The sequence below is a fragment of the Mesorhizobium sp. M7A.F.Ca.CA.001.04.2.1 genome (assembly GCF_003998485.1).
Taxonomy (GTDB): domain Bacteria; phylum Pseudomonadota; class Alphaproteobacteria; order Rhizobiales; family Rhizobiaceae; genus Mesorhizobium; species Mesorhizobium ciceri.
In genome coordinates this window covers 1-16,896 of record NZ_RZQT01000132.1, presented here as the reverse complement: position 1 = coordinate 16,896, position 16,896 = coordinate 1, and the positions used below count along the sequence as shown (strand labels likewise).

At 61.9% G+C, this 16,896-nt stretch carries 16 protein-coding genes, 1 tRNA gene and 1 pseudogene; 6 read left to right on the top strand and 12 right to left on the bottom strand.

Features of this window, described 5'->3' with window-relative positions; translation table 11 throughout:
* Nucleotides 1-157: 157 nt before the first annotated feature.
* The 4 genes from EN955_RS28460 to EN955_RS28445 all read right to left on the bottom strand — a co-directional run bounded on the left by EN955_RS28460 (nucleotide 158) and on the right by EN955_RS28445 (nucleotide 3,663).
* Nucleotides 158-514: a hypothetical protein gene (locus EN955_RS28460; RefSeq protein WP_024505708.1), complete on the bottom strand. Its 357-nt coding sequence runs from the start codon at nucleotides 512-514 to the stop codon at nucleotides 158-160.
* Between the two features lie 133 nt (nucleotides 515-647).
* Nucleotides 648-1,961: a homoserine dehydrogenase gene (locus tag EN955_RS28455; protein ID WP_024505707.1), complete on the bottom strand. Its 1,314-nt coding sequence runs from the start codon at nucleotides 1,959-1,961 to the stop codon at nucleotides 648-650.
* A gap of 47 nt (nucleotides 1,962-2,008) precedes the next feature.
* Nucleotides 2,009-3,226, bottom strand: coding sequence for an LL-diaminopimelate aminotransferase (locus tag EN955_RS28450; RefSeq protein WP_013531991.1), 1,218 nt, complete (start codon nucleotides 3,224-3,226; stop codon nucleotides 2,009-2,011).
* A 44-nt stretch (nucleotides 3,227-3,270) separates the two neighbouring features.
* Nucleotides 3,271-3,663 (bottom strand): hypothetical protein, encoded by a 393-nt coding sequence (locus EN955_RS28445; protein ID WP_013531992.1) that lies wholly within the window; start codon nucleotides 3,661-3,663, stop codon nucleotides 3,271-3,273.
* 97 nt (nucleotides 3,664-3,760) lie between these two features.
* Here EN955_RS28445 and phaC point away from each other — a divergent pair, with 97 nt between their 5' ends.
* The 4 genes from phaC (at nucleotide 3,761) to EN955_RS28420 (ending at nucleotide 8,422) form a co-directional block, all read left to right on the top strand.
* A complete protein-coding gene (gene phaC / locus EN955_RS28440; RefSeq protein WP_013531993.1) occupies nucleotides 3,761-5,596 on the top strand; it encodes a class I poly(R)-hydroxyalkanoic acid synthase in 1,836 nt (611 codons plus the stop codon).
* A gap of 215 nt (nucleotides 5,597-5,811) precedes the next feature.
* Nucleotides 5,812-7,062, top strand: coding sequence for a YcbK family protein (locus tag EN955_RS28435; protein WP_024505706.1), 1,251 nt, complete (start codon nucleotides 5,812-5,814; stop codon nucleotides 7,060-7,062).
* Between the two features lie 302 nt (nucleotides 7,063-7,364).
* Nucleotides 7,365-7,439: transfer RNA gene (locus EN955_RS28430), tRNA-Glu, on the top strand.
* Between the two features lie 821 nt (nucleotides 7,440-8,260).
* Nucleotides 8,261-8,422, top strand: a complete 162-nt coding sequence (locus EN955_RS28420) for a hypothetical protein (RefSeq protein WP_013531996.1) — start codon at nucleotides 8,261-8,263, stop codon at nucleotides 8,420-8,422.
* Between the two features lie 36 nt (nucleotides 8,423-8,458).
* Here the strand turns inward: EN955_RS28420 and EN955_RS28415 are convergent, their stop codons facing one another.
* The 5 genes from EN955_RS28415 to EN955_RS28395 form a co-directional block, all read right to left on the bottom strand.
* Nucleotides 8,459-8,866, bottom strand: a complete 408-nt coding sequence (locus tag EN955_RS28415; RefSeq protein ID WP_013531997.1) for a TadE/TadG family type IV pilus assembly protein — start codon at nucleotides 8,864-8,866, stop codon at nucleotides 8,459-8,461.
* Nucleotides 8,856-9,281, bottom strand: coding sequence for a TadE/TadG family type IV pilus assembly protein (locus EN955_RS28410; protein ID WP_032899810.1), 426 nt, complete (start codon nucleotides 9,279-9,281; stop codon nucleotides 8,856-8,858). The genes EN955_RS28415 and EN955_RS28410 overlap by 11 nt, the downstream gene beginning before the upstream one ends.
* 19 nt (nucleotides 9,282-9,300) lie before the next feature.
* The gene (locus EN955_RS28405) at nucleotides 9,301-10,482 is read right to left on the bottom strand and encodes a pilus assembly protein TadG-related protein (RefSeq protein WP_013531999.1); all 1,182 of its coding nucleotides are present in this window, start codon (nucleotides 10,480-10,482) and stop codon (nucleotides 9,301-9,303) included.
* A 364-nt stretch (nucleotides 10,483-10,846) separates the two neighbouring features.
* Entirely contained in the window at nucleotides 10,847-11,143 is a 297-nt protein-coding gene (locus tag EN955_RS28400; RefSeq protein WP_245265428.1) for a DUF6074 family protein, read from the bottom strand.
* A gap of 184 nt (nucleotides 11,144-11,327) precedes the next feature.
* Nucleotides 11,328-11,624 (bottom strand): DUF982 domain-containing protein, encoded by a 297-nt coding sequence (locus tag EN955_RS28395; protein ID WP_013532001.1) that lies wholly within the window; start codon nucleotides 11,622-11,624, stop codon nucleotides 11,328-11,330.
* Nucleotides 11,625-11,865: 241 nt separating this feature from the next.
* On the opposite strand from EN955_RS28395, the gene map reads away from it, so the two are divergent.
* Nucleotides 11,866-12,693: a type I methionyl aminopeptidase gene (map, locus tag EN955_RS28390; RefSeq protein WP_013532002.1), complete on the top strand. Its 828-nt coding sequence runs from the start codon at nucleotides 11,866-11,868 to the stop codon at nucleotides 12,691-12,693.
* A 27-nt stretch (nucleotides 12,694-12,720) separates the two neighbouring features.
* Here map and EN955_RS28385 read toward each other — a convergent pair whose 3' ends face one another.
* Genes EN955_RS28385 through EN955_RS28375 form a run of 3 tightly spaced genes read right to left on the bottom strand, consistent with a single transcriptional unit; the run spans nucleotide 12,721 to nucleotide 15,704 of the window.
* On the bottom strand, nucleotides 12,721-14,046 hold the full coding sequence (locus EN955_RS28385; RefSeq protein ID WP_024505701.1) for a HAMP domain-containing sensor histidine kinase: 1,326 nt from the start codon (nucleotides 14,044-14,046) through the stop codon (nucleotides 12,721-12,723).
* Nucleotides 14,043-14,804, bottom strand: coding sequence for a response regulator transcription factor (locus EN955_RS28380; protein ID WP_032899808.1), 762 nt, complete (start codon nucleotides 14,802-14,804; stop codon nucleotides 14,043-14,045). Before EN955_RS28380 ends, EN955_RS28385 begins: the two co-directional genes overlap by 4 nt.
* Nucleotides 14,805-14,846: 42 nt before the next feature.
* Entirely contained in the window at nucleotides 14,847-15,704 is an 858-nt protein-coding gene (locus EN955_RS28375; protein ID WP_024505699.1) for a MipA/OmpV family protein, read from the bottom strand.
* A gap of 249 nt (nucleotides 15,705-15,953) precedes the next feature.
* Here EN955_RS28375 and radC point away from each other — a divergent pair.
* A pseudogene (gene radC / locus EN955_RS28370) lies at nucleotides 15,954-16,714 on the top strand (DNA repair protein RadC).
* Nucleotides 16,715-16,896: the final 182 nt, after the last annotated feature.

The following is a 16,896-nucleotide window of genomic DNA, read 5'->3' as shown; positions in this document are numbered from 1 at the left end:
GATCAGCCGGAACCAACTGATCCAGCGTTACCATCTCGAGCGCGGTCTGTTCAGGGGCGGGTCGCTTCAACATGACCCAGTGAATCAAAAACCCCCGGCAAATGCCAGGGGTTTGTCAGCAGCCTGAGGCCGGAAGCCCGGCCCTATTGCGCTGCGGTCAATACCAGCGGCGGGAGGTATCGTTCGTCGATTGAGCAATGGCGAAGCCGGCCAGAAAGCCGAGCAGGCCGATCACGCCGACCAAAGCTGTCGTCGTACCAGGATTCTCGCGCGCGACTTCCGAAACAGCCTGGGCTTGGCTGCGCAGTTGTTGCGCCGTACGCGAAGCGCGGTTCGCCGCGGTGTCGTACAACTCGGACGCCTGTTCGCTGGCGTCATCGAGCATCTCCGCGCCCCGCGCCGAAATGCTCTTGTTGATCTTGGTGATCTCCTTGCGCAGTTCGGCAATCTGCTTTTCCAACGTCTTCTGGATGTCGTCGATATCGGGGGTGTCGGATTTGTTGGTGTCAGCCATGAAGCGGTTCCTCTGGTTGGTGACCAAGAGAACGGCGTCGACGCGAATTCGTTCCGGTCTGTGGCGGCTGCCTGCCTCCAGACCGGACCTCAATGCCTGCGGAATTCTTGTCCCGCGCGACTGTCGGACAAAGCTACCCTGCCCGTTCGATGCGGATGACCTGCGGTTTGTCGGTCAGATGTCCGTCCTTGGTGATGCCGTCTACCGCCTTGCGCACGGCGGCCTCCGTCGTCTCGTGGGTGACAAGGATCACCGTCTTCTGTGCCGCCGCCTCGCCGTTGACTGCGTGCTGGACGATCGATTCCAGCGAGATGTCATTGTCGGCCATGCGCTTGGCGATTGCCGCGAACACGCCGATGCGGTCGTGCACGGTCAGCCGGATGAAATAACCGCCGGCATGGCTGCGCATCTGCGCCTTCTTGTAGGGTTTCAGCTCCTTGGCCGGCCGGCCGAAGACCGGACCATGCTGGAAGCCTGGCCGGCTCTTGGCGATGTCGGCGATGTCGCCGATGACGGCCGATGCGGTGGCGTTGCCGCCCGCCCCGGGGCCGGACAGCAGCAGCTCACCCAGAATGTCGGTCTCGATCGCCACCGCATTGGTGACGCCATGCACCTGCGCGATGACCGATGCGGTCGGCACCATGGTAGGATGCACGCGCTGCTCGATGCCGCTCTCGGTGCGCTGGGCGACACCCAGCAGCTTGATCCGGTAGCCAAGATCGGCGGCCGCGCGGATGTCGGCCTGGGTGATGTTGGAAATGCCTTCCATGTAGATGTCGTTGGCGGCGATCCTGGTGCCAAAGGCAAGGCTGGTCAGGATCGACAGTTTGTGCGCCGTGTCGTGGCCCTCGATATCGAAGGTCGGATCGGCCTCGGCATAGCCCAGCCGCTGCGCGTCCTTCAGGCAAGCATCGAACGAGATGCCCTCGGCCTCCATGCGGGTCAGGATGTAGTTACAGGTGCCGTTGAGGATGCCGAACACGCGGGTGACCGAATTGCCGGCCATCGCCTCACGCATCGTCTTGATGACGGGAATGCCGCCCGCCACCGCCGCCTCGTAGTTCAGAAGCACGCCCTTCTTCTCGGCGATCTCGGCCAGCGCCACGCCATGCTTGGCCAGCAGCGCCTTGTTGGCGGTGACGACGTGACGGCCGGCTTCGAGTGCCGTCTTCACCGATGAGCGCGCCGGGCCCTCGTCGCCGCCGATCAGTTCGACGAACACGTCGATTTCTGCGGTCTGGGCCATCTTGACCGGATCGTCGAACCACTTTGCAGAGCTCAGATCGACGCCCCGATCGCGCTTGTGGTCGCGCGCCGAGACGGCGGTGACGATCACGTCACGGCCGCACTGGCGGGTCAGTTCCACCGCTTTGTCGCGCAGCACGCGCCCCACCGATGCACCGACCGTGCCGAGGCCGGCAATTCCAACACGCAATGCTTCAGCCATGTCCGGCGACGTCCCTCAAAGTCAGATCGAATTTGCGTGCGGCAAGCTTACCGGTGAGCGGAGAGCGGCACGACATTGTTGGGCTGCTTGGCGCTGGTCGACAGGAAGCGCTTGATGTTGCGCGCCGCCTGCCGGATCCTGTGCTCGTTCTCGACCAGAGCAACGCGCACGAATTCGTCGCCATGCTCGCCGAAGCCGACACCGGGCGCCACGGCCACGTCGGCATGTTCGATGAGCAGCTTGGAGAATTCGAGCGAGCCGAGATGCTTGAACGGCTCCGGGATCGGCGCCCAGGCGAACATCGATGCCGCCGGTGCCGGAATGGTCCAGCCGGCGCGGCCGAAGGCGTCGACCATCACGTCGCGGCGCTTATGGTAGATATCGCGCACCTCGGCGATATCGGCGCCGTCGCCGTTGAGCGCGTGTGCCGCCGCCACCTGGATCGGCGTGAAGGCGCCGTAATCGAGGTAGGACTTCACCCGCGTCAGCGCCGAGATCAGCCGCTCGTTGCCGACGGCAAAGCCCATGCGCCAACCGGGCATGGAGAAGGTCTTCGACATGGAGGTGAATTCGACGCAAACGTCGATCGCGCCAGGCACCTGCAGCACCGAAGGCGGCGGATTGCCGTCGAAATAGATCTCCGAATAGGCAAGGTCGGACAGGATGATGATGTCGTTCTTCTTGGCGAAGGCGACCACATCCTTGTAGAAATCGAGCGAGGCGACCAGCGCTGTCGGGTTCGACGGATAGTTGAGGATCAGCGCCAGCGGCTTCGGGATCGAATGCTTGACACCGCGCTCGAGCGCCGGGATGAAACCGTCGTCCGGCTCCACCTGCAGCGAGCGGATGACGCCGCCCGACATGATAAAGCCGAAGGCATGGATCGGATAGGTCGGGTTCGGGCACAGGATCACGTCGCCGGGCGCGGTGATCGCCTGCGCCATGTTGGCAAAGCCTTCTTTCGAGCCAAGCGTGGCCACCACTTGCGTGTCGGGGTTGAGCTTCACGCCGAAGCGCCTCCCATAGTAGGCGGCCTGGGCGCGGCGCAGGCCCGGAATGCCGCGCGACGAGGAATAGCGATGCGTGCGCGGGTCGCGCACGACCTCGCACAATTTGTCGACGATAGCCTTGGGCGTCGGCAGGTCCGGATTGCCCATGCCGAGGTCGATGATGTCGGCGCCACGCGATCGGGCGCTGGCCTTGAGCCGGTTGACCTGCTCGAACACGTAAGGCGGAAGCCGGCGAACCTTGTGAAATTCTTCCATGGCAGTTCCAGACAGCGAAGGGGTGTTGGGCGCGCGCTATATACTTATTTGCAGGTAGGGTCGAGGGCGGGGTCGCATTTGGCTTCGATCTGCTTCAGCGTTTCGTCGCCATGCTTCTTGGCCAGATCCGTCAGCGCCGCCTGGTTGGCGACCTTGGGGCCGCCGCCCTTTGCCGCCTGCGCATTCTCATCCGCCTTCAATTGCGCGAGCTTGGCGTTCTTCTCGGCTTCGGTGAACTGCGGCGCCGCCACTTGCGGCTTGATGTTCAGGTTCGGGAAGGTGCCGGTATCCTTCGGTCCCGCACCCACAGCGACAGGCGTCGGGCCATTCGTGTTGGTACTCGAGCACCCGGCAATGCCGATGAGGACGATCGCCGCGCCGATGCGGCAAAAACGTCCGGAACCGAAAAAAACAGTCTCGCCAATATTAATCGTCATATTGTTTCCTTGGCAGCCGAGGTAGAGCGAGATTGGCCCGGTCGGATGTCCCATGTTAATATGTCAAGAAAAGGCCTCGGGAGGAACCCCGCCAACCATGTCCAAAACACCCGATTCGGGCAAAGCGGAAGATGACCAGCCTTCGACCGTCGAGCAATATCTGGTGAAGGACCCGGAACGCTTCGCCCTGAACATGGCGCGCATGATCGAGCAGGCCGGCAAGGCCGCTTCCGCCTGGGCCGAGCCGCGCGAAAAAGGCGACGTGCGCGACCATGTGGCCGAGCCCGTCGTCGATATGGTGAAGACCTTTTCCAAGCTCAGCGAATACTGGCTTGCCGATCCGCAGCGCGCGCTGGAAGCGCAGACGCGGCTGTTCTCCGGCTATATGACGGTCTGGGCCAACGCCATTCAGCGCACCAGCAACGCCGCGCAAGACACCGAAGACGCGGTCAAGCCGGAGCGCGGCGACAAACGCTTCCTCGACCCGGAATGGGGCCGCAACGCCTTCTTCGATTTCCTCAAGCAGGCCTATCTCGTCACCTCGCGCTGGGCGGCCGATCTGGTTGAGCACGCCGAAGGTCTTGACGAGCACACCCGCCACAAGGCCGGCTTTTACGTCAAGCAGGTGTCCAACGCCATCTCGCCGTCGAATTTCATCCTGACCAATCCGGAACTGTTCCGCGAAACCGTCGCCTCGAACGGCGAAAACCTGGTGCGCGGCATGAAGATGCTGGCCGAGGACATCGCCGCCGGCAAGGGCGACCTGAAGCTGCGGCAGGCCGACTACTCGCCCTTCGAGATCGGCAGGAACATCGCCACCACTCCCGGCAAGGTGGTCGGCCGCAGCGACGTCGCCGAAATCATCCAGTACGAACCGGCGACCGAGACGGTGCTCAAGCGGCCCCTGCTGATCTGCCCGCCATGGATCAATAAATTCTACATCCTCGATCTGAACCCGCAGAAATCCTTCATTCGCTGGGCGGTTGAACAGGGCCACACCGTGTTCGTCATCTCCTGGGTCAATCCGGACGAGCGCCACGGCACCAAGAGCTGGGAAGCCTATATCCGCGAGGGTCTGCAATACGGCCTCGACACGGTCGAGAAAGCCACCGGCGAACGCGACGTCAACGCGATCGGCTATTGCGTCGGCGGCACGCTCCTGGCGGCTGCACTGGCGCTGATGGCGCAAGAGGGCGACGACCGCATCAAGTCGGCGACCTTCTTCACCACGCAGGTCGACTTCACCTATGCCGGCGACCTGAAGGTGTTCGTCGACGAAGAACAGGTCGCGGCAGTGGAAAAGTCGATGAGCGAAAAGGGCTATCTCGACGGCACCAAGATGGCGACCGCCTTCAACATGCTGCGCTCAGGCGACCTGATCTGGCCCTATGTCGTCAACAACTACATGCGCGGCAAGGATCCCCTGCCCTTCGACCTGCTCTACTGGAATGCCGATTCCACCCGCATGGCCGCGGCCAACCACTCTTTCTACCTGCGCAACTGCTATCTTGAGAACAACCTTTCGCAAGGCACGATGGAACTGGCGGGCCGCACGGTCTCGCTCGGCGACATCACGATCCCGGTCTACAACCTCGCCTCCAAGGAAGATCACATCGCGCCGGCGCTTTCGGTGTTCCTCGGCTCGAAATATTTCGGCGGCACGGTCGAGTATGTGATGGCCGGGTCGGGCCATATCGCCGGTGTCGTCAATCCGCCGGCATCCAACAAATACCAGTATTGGACCGGGGGTACGCCGACGGGCGACTTCAGCCAGTGGATAGCCAATGCCACCGACCATCCAGGATCCTGGTGGCCGCACTGGCAAGGCTGGATAGAGGCCAAGGACAACACCCGCGTGCCTGCCCGCAAACCGGGCAAGCATATGAAAACCTTGGGTGATGCTCCGGGCACCTATGTGAAGGTCCGTGTGTAACGGACTGTAATGTGTGGTGAGTTGACGGGCCGCCAAAAGCGGGCGAAATGGTGTCGTCAACCATCAAGCGGCCGTAATTCGGCAATCACTGCAAAAATACTTCCAGGCTTGCGGATTTGACACAGGTCTCGTTTCCGGATCGGAGACAAAGGTCACCTTGGCAGCGACGCATGCATGCCGCGCCAAGATATGCCGACCGGACATCGAGGGGGAATTTGACTTTGAAATCAGCAGGATGGAGCCTCGCAAAGGGAGAACGCCGCGCCATTGTGGCAGCGCTCTGCTCCTTGCTTCTGGCCTCCTGCACTTCGGCTGGCGACCCGGCAATGTCGGTCGGAATGCCCGGCTACAATGCCACCGCATCGGATGTAAACGCGGCCTCCAGCGGCAAGGCGATCGCCGCCTCCGATTCGTCTGATGTCACGACGGAGCAGACGACCGTGATGACGGCAAGCGACACGGCGCTGCCTGAAAAGGTCGCCTATGTGCCTGTGTCCAAACCGGGAGCTGCCTTTCCGCTGACCATGCCGGCGGGCGCCGAAACCATCGTTGGAAACACGCCGCAGTCGCTGACGCAGCAGGCACAGACCGCGCAGCAGACCGATGCGGTCGCCCAGCAGATCGCCGCGGCCGACGGCGACGTGGCGGCGCCGAAGCCCGCTGCCGCTCCGGCCATGAACAACCCGGTCTATGTGACGGCTGGCGAGATGCCGCAGGCCGAAGCACCAAAGAAGAAAGGCTTCCTCGCCTCGATGTTTGGCGCAACGCCAGCCTCGGCGACACCAGCCCCCCTCATCAGCAACGCCCGGACGGGCGAGCAGCCCCCGGCGCAGGCAAAAGCGACGCCAGCAGCGGCAAAGCCGATCATCACGCTTGCCTCGGCCAATTCCACGGCCAAGCCGGTACAGCTGGCTTCGCTCGGTGGCGATAGCGGTCACATCACCGGCAGCGATGCCCTGCCCGGCGTGCGCCAGACGGCCCTGTTCGAGATCAAGCGCAAGTCCGGCCTCGATGACGAAAGCGACGTCGACCTCAACGAGGATGAGGGGCCAGTGGGCGGCTCCTATCAGGTTGCGTCCGCCGCCGGCATGGCCCGGCTGGCGCCCAACGGGCTGCTCAAGCAGAACGAAAGCGTCGATGTGGCCTGCCTGAAGCCGTCGCTGGTGCGCGTGCTGAAGACGATCGAAGGCCACTACGGCCGCAAGATGACGGTGACGTCAGGCTATCGCGACCCGGCCCGCAACCGGCGCGCCAACGGCGCCAAGAATTCGCTGCACATGTATTGCGCCGCCGCCGACATCCAGGTTCCCGGCGTTTCGAAATGGGAACTGGCGAGCTACATCAGAAGCATGCCCGGTCGCGGCGGTGTCGGCACATACTGCCACACAGAATCGGTTCACGTCGACGTCGGTCCCGAGCGCGACTGGAACTGGCGCTGCCGCCGGCGCAGCGGCGGTGACGGCTAGCAGCGCTATTTGACGGCCTACGCCTGTCAGCCGCCAAGGCCGTTCCGGCAATATCGTTCCAGCCTCCTGAACATTCGAGATAGGCCGAAGCGTCCCCAACTTCGTCATCCTCGGGTCTTCGCGACGGAGCGCTCCTTGCTCCGCCCGTGGATGACGAAACGATGGGTGTCGCCGCTAATCGTCAAGCCTGCCAACCCTCGGCAAAACCGTTGATTTGGCAGGCCTGGAAAAAAGTTGTCCAAGGTGGCACCTGACGGGTTGCCGGTTGCGCACAACGCCAGTATAAGCCGCTTCGTCTGAGCGCGCCCATCGTCTAGCGGTTAGGACACCGCCCTTTCACGGCGGTAACAGGGGTTCGATTCCCCTTGGGCGTACCAGAAAAATTTGCGTTTGGCGCAAACCTCCCTCCCAATGTCGGCAATTTCGCTTGGCTCTCTGCTGCTCTCTTCAACTGACGCGCAGTCTTCCGCGATCACACCATAGGCCAACGCGGCCACACGGGTCATAATCCTGCTACAAAGTGGTCGATTCCTAAGGGATGTAGCCGCTCCAAGAGCCCGCCGCAGGTCGCCCCCGTGGCGGGCTTTTTATTGCACGGTCGAGTTGGGCTTTCACGGCATTGCGACAACGGGGCGAAGCCCCGAGTGGCAAGTCCGTATTTATTTGCCTGGTTTGCGTGCGGGAGCCTACATGAGAACGGGTCGCGCGCCGCTCAAGAGGACCCTCTTCAGCGCTTCAACCGGCATCCGACAGTGCAAAGTCAAAAGCCTGTTATGATCCACGGATTGGAGTCGTATCCGAGACGCGGCTCTGCCTTTGCGCCGCTGTCTTCCGATTTGGCGGTTCCGGTGAAACCGCAGTCCAGATTTGCAACGGGCTTCTTGGCCGACGGTTTCGTGGAACACAAGGCGGCAGCGTCACTGACCGCCGCCTTCTTTTCCTTGGCAACAGCGACACCGGTCGCAGCGAAAACAACAGCCGCGCACAATACAGCCACTCTCATTGGAACCCCCACATTGCACCCGACAGATGGTCGAACATGACGTAACGTAATCTTAATATTAGCACTAACGAATATATTAGCTAGCCCCGTGGCATAAAAAGCAGGCCGAGTGCCAAGCTTGCGCCACGACCGCCAAACCGGTGCCATCTGGACACCAGCCGGCATGAGTCGCATTCTGCTCGTGGGGAGAAGGGCATGGATAAACTAAACATAGGAGCTGATCAGGCCAAACGCTGGCGCGACCGCGCCCTGCGCGGCCGACGGAGGCGTCTGTCGCACAACATCGTGTCGTGGGCGCTGATCCTGATAGCTATAGCCATTCTCGGTGGTCTGATCACGCTCAAGGCGTACAAGTAAGCAGAGCCCCGGCGCGCGAGGCTATCAGGCCACAGCCTAGCCGCTGCCAAGCAGCGGCACGGTAACGGTTGTCGCGTAGTTGATCGGGAAGGAACTGAAGTAGGGGAAGTCGATGACGAAGGCATAGGCGGCGGTCAGATGCGCCATGCGGAAGCCACCGCTCACCGGGTCGATGGCGATCGTGACGTTCACGTCCTTGAACCCCAAGGCCTGCAATTTCTGCGTGGCGATCGATTGAATGTCGGCTTGGGTCAGCGTGTTCTTAAGCTGCAGCGAGCGCGCTGACGTCTCCAGCGTATAGCGAACACTGGAGACCGAGTGCATCGACCAGCCAAAGGCGAATATTCCGAACAGCAGCATGACAAGGAAGGGGGCGATCAGCGCGAACTCCAGCCCGGCCCCGCCCGATCGATCCCGCCGCAACGCGCTTACCCTAGCGGACACGGATCACCTCCTGGTGACCGATGACGGTGGGAGCGGCAAAGGTGCCGAAGGCAATTGGCGGCACCCAGGTGCCCGATGCCTGTATCTGGACATAGATCGACGGCACCTTGGACCCACTGCACATGGTGGAAGCGTCGACCACGGTCGTGCCGCACATACGGATGTGGCTTAGCGTGACCTGGCCGTCTTCCGGCCGATTTTCCCAGCTCGCAATGGCAAGGGCCCGGGTCGCCGCATCATCGGTCGATCCGCTCATGACCAGGTTCGCGGCCGTCTTCACACCGGCGCGCATCGACAGTGAACTCGTTACGTAGGACCAGCCGTCCAGAATACCAAGCAGCACCAGGCACAGAATGGGCAGCACCATCGCGAACTCGACCGCCGCAACGCCCGAATCATCGCCAAGGATCGGCATCGACCGGCGCCCCACGGAGCTACTCGGACAGTGCCACGGACCGCGCGGCTGGAATGTTGGGCACTCCGAGGCTCGAGCAATCCTGATTGATGGTTGAATTACCGGACCATTGAATCGTATTTGCGACGACCCTGGTGCAGCCGCCATTGCCCGAGAAGTTGCCAAGATAGCTCACTTGCTGCTTGGGGAAATAGATGGCCCCGGTCAAAAGCGAGTCCGCTGTGCCGTTGAATGTGCTGGATGCACTCATGCCGGTCCTGTCGCCGTAGAACAGAACGCCTGAGTAGGTGCCCGAAGTCGCCGCGCTGAGCTTCACGGACGCATTGCCATTCATGCTGACGGTCGAGCTGCCCGACATGAAGATGGTCACCCCGGCGCCGGTGATGGCCGCGTTGGCGTTTATCTTGAGATTGCCCTGGACGACATAAACGCCGGGCGAAAGCGTGACGTTGCCCTTCAGGTTCATGCCGCTGCAATAGGTGCCTGGACCGAGCGTCGCCTTGTTGTCGTTCAGGCAGGGGGTCGCGGCCACCGGGGCCGGCAGGTCGACAAAGGGATCGCCGGCAGGCAGTGCCTGGGTGATCGGGGCCGCGCAGACGGTGGTGACGGGATTGCTGAGAGAGACACCGCCCGCCGATATCAGGCAATCGGCCTGCAGACCGGCCGCGCCCTGAAGCTTGATGGCGTCGGAGGCGATGGAATTGGACATGACCGAGCAGCCGGTGAGCTTAACGCTGGTGCTGCCGGAAAACAGCACCGCCTGCGACGCGGACGGATCGAGCGCGAGCATGCAAGCACTCGAGGCATCGGTAATGACGGCCACCGCCCTCGCCTGTTCGGGAACCTTGTCCTGTGTGAAGATCAGGGTGAACATCCGGTCGAGCTTCTGGCCGACGATCACCTCGACCGCTTTCTTCGCCGTATTCGGTCCGGACGCGGGCGGCGTATTGACGACGATCGTGCCCGAGCCCAGCCCGTTCGACGCCGCGGACTGGGTCGCGGCCGCGACGATCGTCGGCTTGTCGGAACCCGAAATCTGTTCGAGCGCTCCGGCATAGGCGGCTGCATCGGCCGTCGCCTGCAATCTCAGGCTGTTGTAGTACCAATAGGAGGTCTCGACGCCGAAGCCCGCAGCGCCGACAACGACCGGCAAGGTGAGGGCAAAAATGGTGGCGACGTTTGCGCCCGTGCTCCGGCGCATGGCGTCCATTCCAAGCCGAACACGGGTGAAGCTATTCAAGGCCATGGCTTAAATTAGAAAGCACGCATAAATGAACGAATGGCTAAAAAGTTCGGTGCATTTTTGAGCAGTGGTCCATTGGCTTCAAAAAAGAAGTGCTTCGCTGGCTGATCAACGCGCGAGCGCACTTCCTGGCAAGCGAGAAGGGCTAGGGCCAGCGGGAGGCGGCGAGAGAGCATCGATGTCCTAGAGCATCCGCCTGCGATAGGCGGCCATGGGTTCGCACCCGATCAGCGAACTTGCCGTCGAAGGCAGCAAACACCGATGTATTGCTGCTCGCACTATTGGAGAATGCAGTGGGAAGCCAAAGCTGTGCAGGATTTCTTCAAGCGGAAAGAATCGGCATCGGCTCCGCAACCACCCCGGCCGACATCTCTCTTTGCACGGCCAGGAAGAACCTGCGCACTTCGTCGCCGGCTGCCGTTCTGTCCCTGCCCGATCCGACGACGAGATCGAGCAACTCCGACGCCTTGGCCCTCCAGAACGAGGTGGCGGGCTCGCCATGCAGGTTGCCGAGCTTGGCAGCAACCTCTCTGACCAAGAATACCTGACGGTCGATCGGGAATGCACGGATTTTTTCTGGGGACATCTTCCGAACGATGAGACTGACGCAACGAATCAACCATTGCCAACAAGCAATGGCGTAACCGGGAAGGTGGAAACGGAAGCTTAACGGCGCTGACGTGGGTGCAGCGTGGAGCGGTCGTCGGGACGAAAAGGGCGCAGCCCTGCGCTCACGACATCGCCGTGTGCGTTCAAACGCGATCGTTGACGTAGGAACCGGGGCAGGCGAACGGCGACGGCCCTCAGGCCTGGAGCGCCCTCGCCTCACCGCCGCGCTTGCGCGGCGTCATCATGTCCCTGGCCATCAGTCCGCTGGCCCGGCAAAACGCCATGAACGCCCGGCAAGCATCCTCGGTCTTGACCACGTCTACCGTGGCCCCAAAGCAGGCGTTGAAGGCTTTCTGGTAGATCGGGCCCTGACGGCGCGCAGGCCAGTCCTGGAGAAAATCGAGCGCCTGTTCGACGCCGTAGATCTCCTCGACCGGCAGGCCGGGCGCGGGCGCTATGCGCACCGGCACCTCGAATTGCAGTCTGTCCATTTCCTGTCTCCCGAACTGGCGCCACCGCAGCAACGCCGTTCGTCGTCAAAAGTTGCTTTGACCGGCTTTTGGCCCAGAAATGTGTCGTCACTTGGGTCGCTGAACCGCCCATGCAAGGCGAATATCTCGAACTGTGCGGGTGCATCGGGCAGTTCTTCCTTGAACCTTTTGCCCTCAAGTGCCAAATCTGGGGAGATCTTCACGTCGGCTCCTGCAGGGCCCTACCCGCTACACGGACAAAATGGTCACCTATCTCGACGCTGCCACGGCCCCGCTCAGAAATACCGGCCAGATCCGCCTCTATGGCGAGGACGGCTTTGCCGGCATGCGCAAGGCATGCGATCTCACCGCGCGCTGCCTCGACGAGCTGGTGCCGATGGTCCAGCCCGGCGTCACCACCGAAGCAATAGACCGCTTCGTCTTCGAATTCGGCATGGACCACGGCGCGCTGCCGGCGACGCTCAACTATCGCGGCTACACGAAATCATCCTGCACCTCGATCAACCATGTCGTCTGCCATGGCATTCCCGACAACAAGCCGCTCAAGGATGGCGACATCGTCAACATCGACGTCACCTACATCCTCGACGGCTGGCACGGCGATTCTTCGCGCATGTATCCGGTCGGCACGATCAAGCGCGCCGCCGAGCGGCTGCTCGAAGTCACGCATGAATGCCTGATGCGCGGCATTGCGGCGGTCAGGCCGGGCGCCCGCACCGGCGCCATCGGCGCCGCCATCCAGACCTTTGCCGAAGGCGAGCGCTGCTCGGTGGTGCGCGACTTCTGCGGCCACGGCGTCGGCCAGTTGTTCCATGACGCGCCGAACATCCTGCATTACGGCAGCGCCAATGAAGGCGTCGAGATGCGGCCAGGCATGATCTTCACCATCGAGCCGATGATCAATCTGGGCAGGCCGCACGTGAAGGTTCTGTCGGATGGCTGGACCGCGGTGACGCGCGACCGTTCACTGTCGGCGCAGTACGAGCACACGATCGGCGTGACCGACACAGGGTGCGAGATTTTCACGCTGTCGCCCAAAAAGCTCGATCGCCCCGGCCTGCCGGCTTAGAGCGCATCTTGCCCAGCGGGAGGCCGTCTATGCCGACTGCACATCCGCGGCATTCGGCAGGTCGATGGTAACGACCAGTCCGCTGGGCTGGTTGTCCTCCAATTCGATCCTGCCGCCGTGCCCCTGGACGATGTCGGCAACGATCGAGAGGCCCAGACCGAAGCCATGCTTCGACGCAATGCCGCGCGACGCATCTTCCTTGAAGAATGGTTCGAAAACACGGGCACGTGCCGTCATCGGAATACCCGGCCCGTCGTCCCCTACCGTGATGCGCGCCGCCGTGCCGGTCGCTGTCAAGGCGACAGTGACATTGCCAGCGAATTTGACCCCGTTGTCGCAAAGATTGGCGATCGCACGCGCCAATGCATTGGGCTTGCACCAGCCCAGAAGCCGGTCCGGCCCGGAATATGAGACAGGAAATCCGACATCGGTGAATTCGGCGCAGACGGTTTGCAGAACGCTGGCAATGTCGGCGCGCTGCAGCTTCTCCGTCGAAACATCGTTGCGCAGGTAGGTAAGGGTCTCATCGATCAAGATTTCGATGTGCTGGACATCGGACAGGATTGCGGTTCGGATTGGGCCATCATCCATGCGCTCGGCGCGAAGCCGCAGCCGCGTCAAAGGCGTGCGCAGATCATGACTGACGCTGCGCAACATGCGCGTGCGGTTTTCGATCATCGTGCGGATACGCGTCCTCATTCTGTTCAGGGCGCGCACCAAGCCCACCATTTCAATGGAGCCGTGTTCGACGAAGAGCTGGTCGCCATTCTCGATCTCGGCCGAACCGACTGCCGCCGAGATGCGCTTCAACGGATCCGTCACGGCCCAAACCGCAAACAGCCAGATCAGCACGGGCAAGGCAACGAAAGCCATGAACCTGTAGAACGAGGCACGGACGAGGCCCGATGTCAGCCAGGAATCGGGCATGCCGAAATGGGCCAGGACGTCCTGCTGGTCGAGGTCGATGACAAACGCGTATCGGCCGCCGATCCTTATCCAGCGTCCCTCAACCGTCCCCCTGTCGATACGCAAAAGCCATTCGACACTTCGCCATTGCAGATAGGATTGGGCAACGCCGGTTATCCGGTCCTTGGGCAATATCTCGAAATCAAAGCCGGCCCGCTTTGCTGTCGCCAGAATTGCGCCACGCGCCTGCGCCGGCGTTTCTTGCAACAAGGCAGCAACAACGGCCGCACGCCTGGCGTTATCTTCCGCGGCGGGAAGATCGGCATTCTCTATGAAACTCTCGACGACCGAACCGACGAACATGATCACGATCACCGCGATGAAAATGATTGCCACAAACTGCCCACGCACGGACTGTGGCAAGAAACGGCGGATGAAATCCCTCATGCTTCCTCCACCGTCGCGGTGAAGATGTAGCCACCCAACCGAACGGTCCTCAAAAGCACCGGATCGCGCGCATCCTTTTCGATCTTCCTGCGGATTCGACTGATATGGACATCGACGCTACGCTCGATCGGCCCCGCGAGCCCGGCATGGGTTACGCCCAGAAGTTCCTCACGAGAGAGAACCCGGCCTGCGTTGCGACAAAACGCAAGCAACAGGTCGAATTCATGCGTCGTGGTCGTCACCCGCGCATTGTTGGGGTCATGCAATTGCCGGCGTATGGGATCAAGGCGCCAGCCGTTGAAACGAAGTACCTTCGACCAGTCCCGCTCGTCGGGATCATAGGCTGTACGGCGCAGCAGCGCCCGTATCCTGGCCGTCAGTTCACGCGCGCTGAACGGTTTCGTCACATAGTCGTCCGCGCCGATTTCCAGCCCGAAGATGCGGTCGATTTCCTCGCCGAGCGCGGTCAGCATCAGGATCGGAATGTTGGTTGCGGCACGAAGGCGGCGGCAGATGTTGAGACCGTTTTCGCCCGGCAACATGACATCGAGCACGATGAGATCGAATTTCCGGGTGCGAAGCGCGGCATTCATCTGGACGCCGCTCTCGGCAATTTCCACAGTCATGCCGTTGTCGGTGAGCGTGTCGCCCAGCATGCGTGCGATCTCCAGATCGTCTTCGACAATGAGGATGCGCGAACCTTGCCTTGCCGACCTGGATTCGGCGCTCAAATCGCTTTGGTGCCGTTGCTGTGCCATTCCGGAGCTTGTCCAGCTTGCATTTGGTGCCCTGGGTAGGCGTCAGAACCGATATCCGACGAGAAGCATCCCTGAAGGCTGGATCTTTTCGACGACGACGGGGCTGTCGGCAGCGTCACCCAAGAGAACGCCGACCCCCGCTTCGCCGCGCACCATCCAGTTCTCGTCGAGCATATATGTGGCGGAAATCGAAAAATCGGCGCGCTTCAAACCGGCGCCGGCATCATAGCGCGCCAGCCCCGAGCGAGCCGATTGCTCGGGCGTGACACCAAAATAGGCCTGCATGTAATTTTCGTCGGCGAACACGGCGGACGCGCTGGCGCCGATCATCAACGATTGAGACAGAGGCCGGGTCACCTCGATCCCCACCCTGCCCTCCAGGCCATCGCTGCCGCCGATGGTCTTGTCCAGCTGCGCGAATATTTCGGCCGGACCGAACTTCGCCGCTGCCTTCACGCCGACCGTCGCGCCCATGTCGACATCCCCCAAGCCGCGCAGATGGTCGGAGTCGTCTTCCTTGCGGCCCATGTCATAGCCAAGCCGCGCGCTGAAGGCGAACGGTCCTTGTTCATAAACGGCGATGTTGGCACCAGTCGGATCGATCGTCACCGTGTCGAGGAATGTCGCCGTGACGAAAGGCACCGGCATGATCTTGAATTCATTGCTGCCCTCGTATTTGGGGACGATGATGGCGCCGCCGCCGAGCACGACGTGCCAGTCGGACAGTTTCTGTTCGAAGCGCCCGAAACGGGAAGGCTCGGGCGGCAGGGTAAAATCATCGGAATTCACCGCAATGGCGTCTGCCGCCAGCGCGCCGTCCGAATGGGCTGAAAGCAGGATTGCCATGACCGCAAGAGATGCCCGGCCGGCAAATAGTCCAGAGTCAATTTTGGCGAACATGCGTGCTCCAGTATAGCGAGGCAAAGAGCCTCCGGTGGCGTCACCATGTCAGGTGAAAGTGGCCGCATGCGTTAAGTGATGTTAAGTTTTGTTGCGCAATCGTGGTTTCATCTTGCCGTATAGGGAGGCCATAGGCTGACAGCGGGCTGCCACGATCTGCCGTGGATCGTCTCGCGATCGGAGAACGGAACTGTTTCAATCCAGGCCAGCACAGCTCTAATGTCTGTGCCGGAGCAATGTGGGCGGGGTATGGGGAACACAAGCGACGATGACGAGCGGAGTTTCTTCTCCGAAGCGCCGATGCGGCCTGCTGCGAAAGCCAAGGCGACGCTCGACGAAAAGCCGCATTACCTCGGCCATCGCGACCGCTTGCGCGAGCGCTTTGCCCTGGCGGGTCCGGACGCCCTGCCCGATTACGAACTTCTGGAACTTCTGCTCTTTCGCCTGATCCCTCGTGCCGACACCAAACCGGCGGCCAAGGCGCTGCTGGCACGCTTCGGCACGCTGGCCGAAGTGCTTGGCGCCCCGGTGGGCCTGCTGCAGGAGGTCAAGGGCATCGGCCCTGCAGTGGCACTCGACCTGAAAATCCTCGCCGCAACGGCGCAGCGCATGGCACGCGGCGAGGTCCACGGCCGCGAGATCCTCTCGTCCTGGCAGCAGCTCCTCGACTATTGCCGCTCAGCAATGGCCTTCGAGGCGCGCGAGCAGTTCCGCATCCTGTTCCTCGACAAAAAGAACGCGCTGATCGCCGACGAGGTGCAGCAGACGGGTACTGTCGACCACACGCCTGTCTACCCGCGAGAAGTGATCAAGCGGGCGCTCGAACTCTCGGCGACTGCCATTATCCTGGTCCACAATCACCCGTCAGGCGACCCGACGCCATCGCGCGCCGACATCGAGATGACGAAGGAGATCATCGACGCGGGCAAGCGGCTGGGCATCGCGGTGCACGACCACATCATCATCGGGCGGAAGGATATGCCAGCATGAAGGGCCTGCTGCTGATCTGAGATGGCAGGGCCGGCGCCAACGCCGGCCGACGCCGACCACGCGATCCCAGAGATCGGGGCGGGCGAAACCGGCTAGAACAAGCGACTGGCGGAATCAGGAGAGTATGATCATGGCGAAGACAAAAGTACTTCTTGTCGGCGAAAGCTGTGTGAGTTCGGCGACCCACTACAAGGGGTTCGAC

Excerpts from the sequence above, each read along its gene's own strand:
- EN955_RS28460 (WP_024505708.1), bottom strand. The coding sequence starts at position 514 with ATGGCTGACACCAACAAATCCGACACCCCCGATATCGACGACATCCAG.
- EN955_RS28455 (WP_024505707.1), bottom strand. The coding sequence starts at position 1,961 with ATGGCTGAAGCATTGCGTGTTGGAATTGCCGGCCTCGGCACGGTCGGT.
- EN955_RS28450 (WP_013531991.1), bottom strand. The coding sequence starts at position 3,226 with ATGGAAGAATTTCACAAGGTTCGCCGGCTTCCGCCTTACGTGTTCGAG.
- EN955_RS28445 (WP_013531992.1), bottom strand. The coding sequence starts at position 3,663 with ATGACGATTAATATTGGCGAGACTGTTTTTTTCGGTTCCGGACGTTTT.
- phaC (WP_013531993.1), top strand. The coding sequence starts at position 3,761 with ATGTCCAAAACACCCGATTCGGGCAAAGCGGAAGATGACCAGCCTTCG.
- EN955_RS28420 (WP_013531996.1), top strand. The coding sequence starts at position 8,261 with ATGGATAAACTAAACATAGGAGCTGATCAGGCCAAACGCTGGCGCGAC.
- EN955_RS28410 (WP_032899810.1), bottom strand. The coding sequence starts at position 9,281 with ATGCCGATCCTTGGCGATGATTCGGGCGTTGCGGCGGTCGAGTTCGCG.
- EN955_RS28405 (WP_013531999.1), bottom strand. The coding sequence starts at position 10,482 with ATGCGCCGGAGCACGGGCGCAAACGTCGCCACCATTTTTGCCCTCACC.
- EN955_RS28395 (WP_013532001.1), bottom strand. The coding sequence starts at position 11,624 with ATGGACAGACTGCAATTCGAGGTGCCGGTGCGCATAGCGCCCGCGCCC.
- map (WP_013532002.1), top strand. The coding sequence starts at position 11,866 with ATGGTCACCTATCTCGACGCTGCCACGGCCCCGCTCAGAAATACCGGC.
- EN955_RS28385 (WP_024505701.1), bottom strand. The coding sequence starts at position 14,046 with ATGAGGGATTTCATCCGCCGTTTCTTGCCACAGTCCGTGCGTGGGCAG.
- EN955_RS28380 (WP_032899808.1), bottom strand. The coding sequence starts at position 14,804 with ATGGCACAGCAACGGCACCAAAGCGATTTGAGCGCCGAATCCAGGTCG.
- EN955_RS28375 (WP_024505699.1), bottom strand. The coding sequence starts at position 15,704 with ATGTTCGCCAAAATTGACTCTGGACTATTTGCCGGCCGGGCATCTCTT.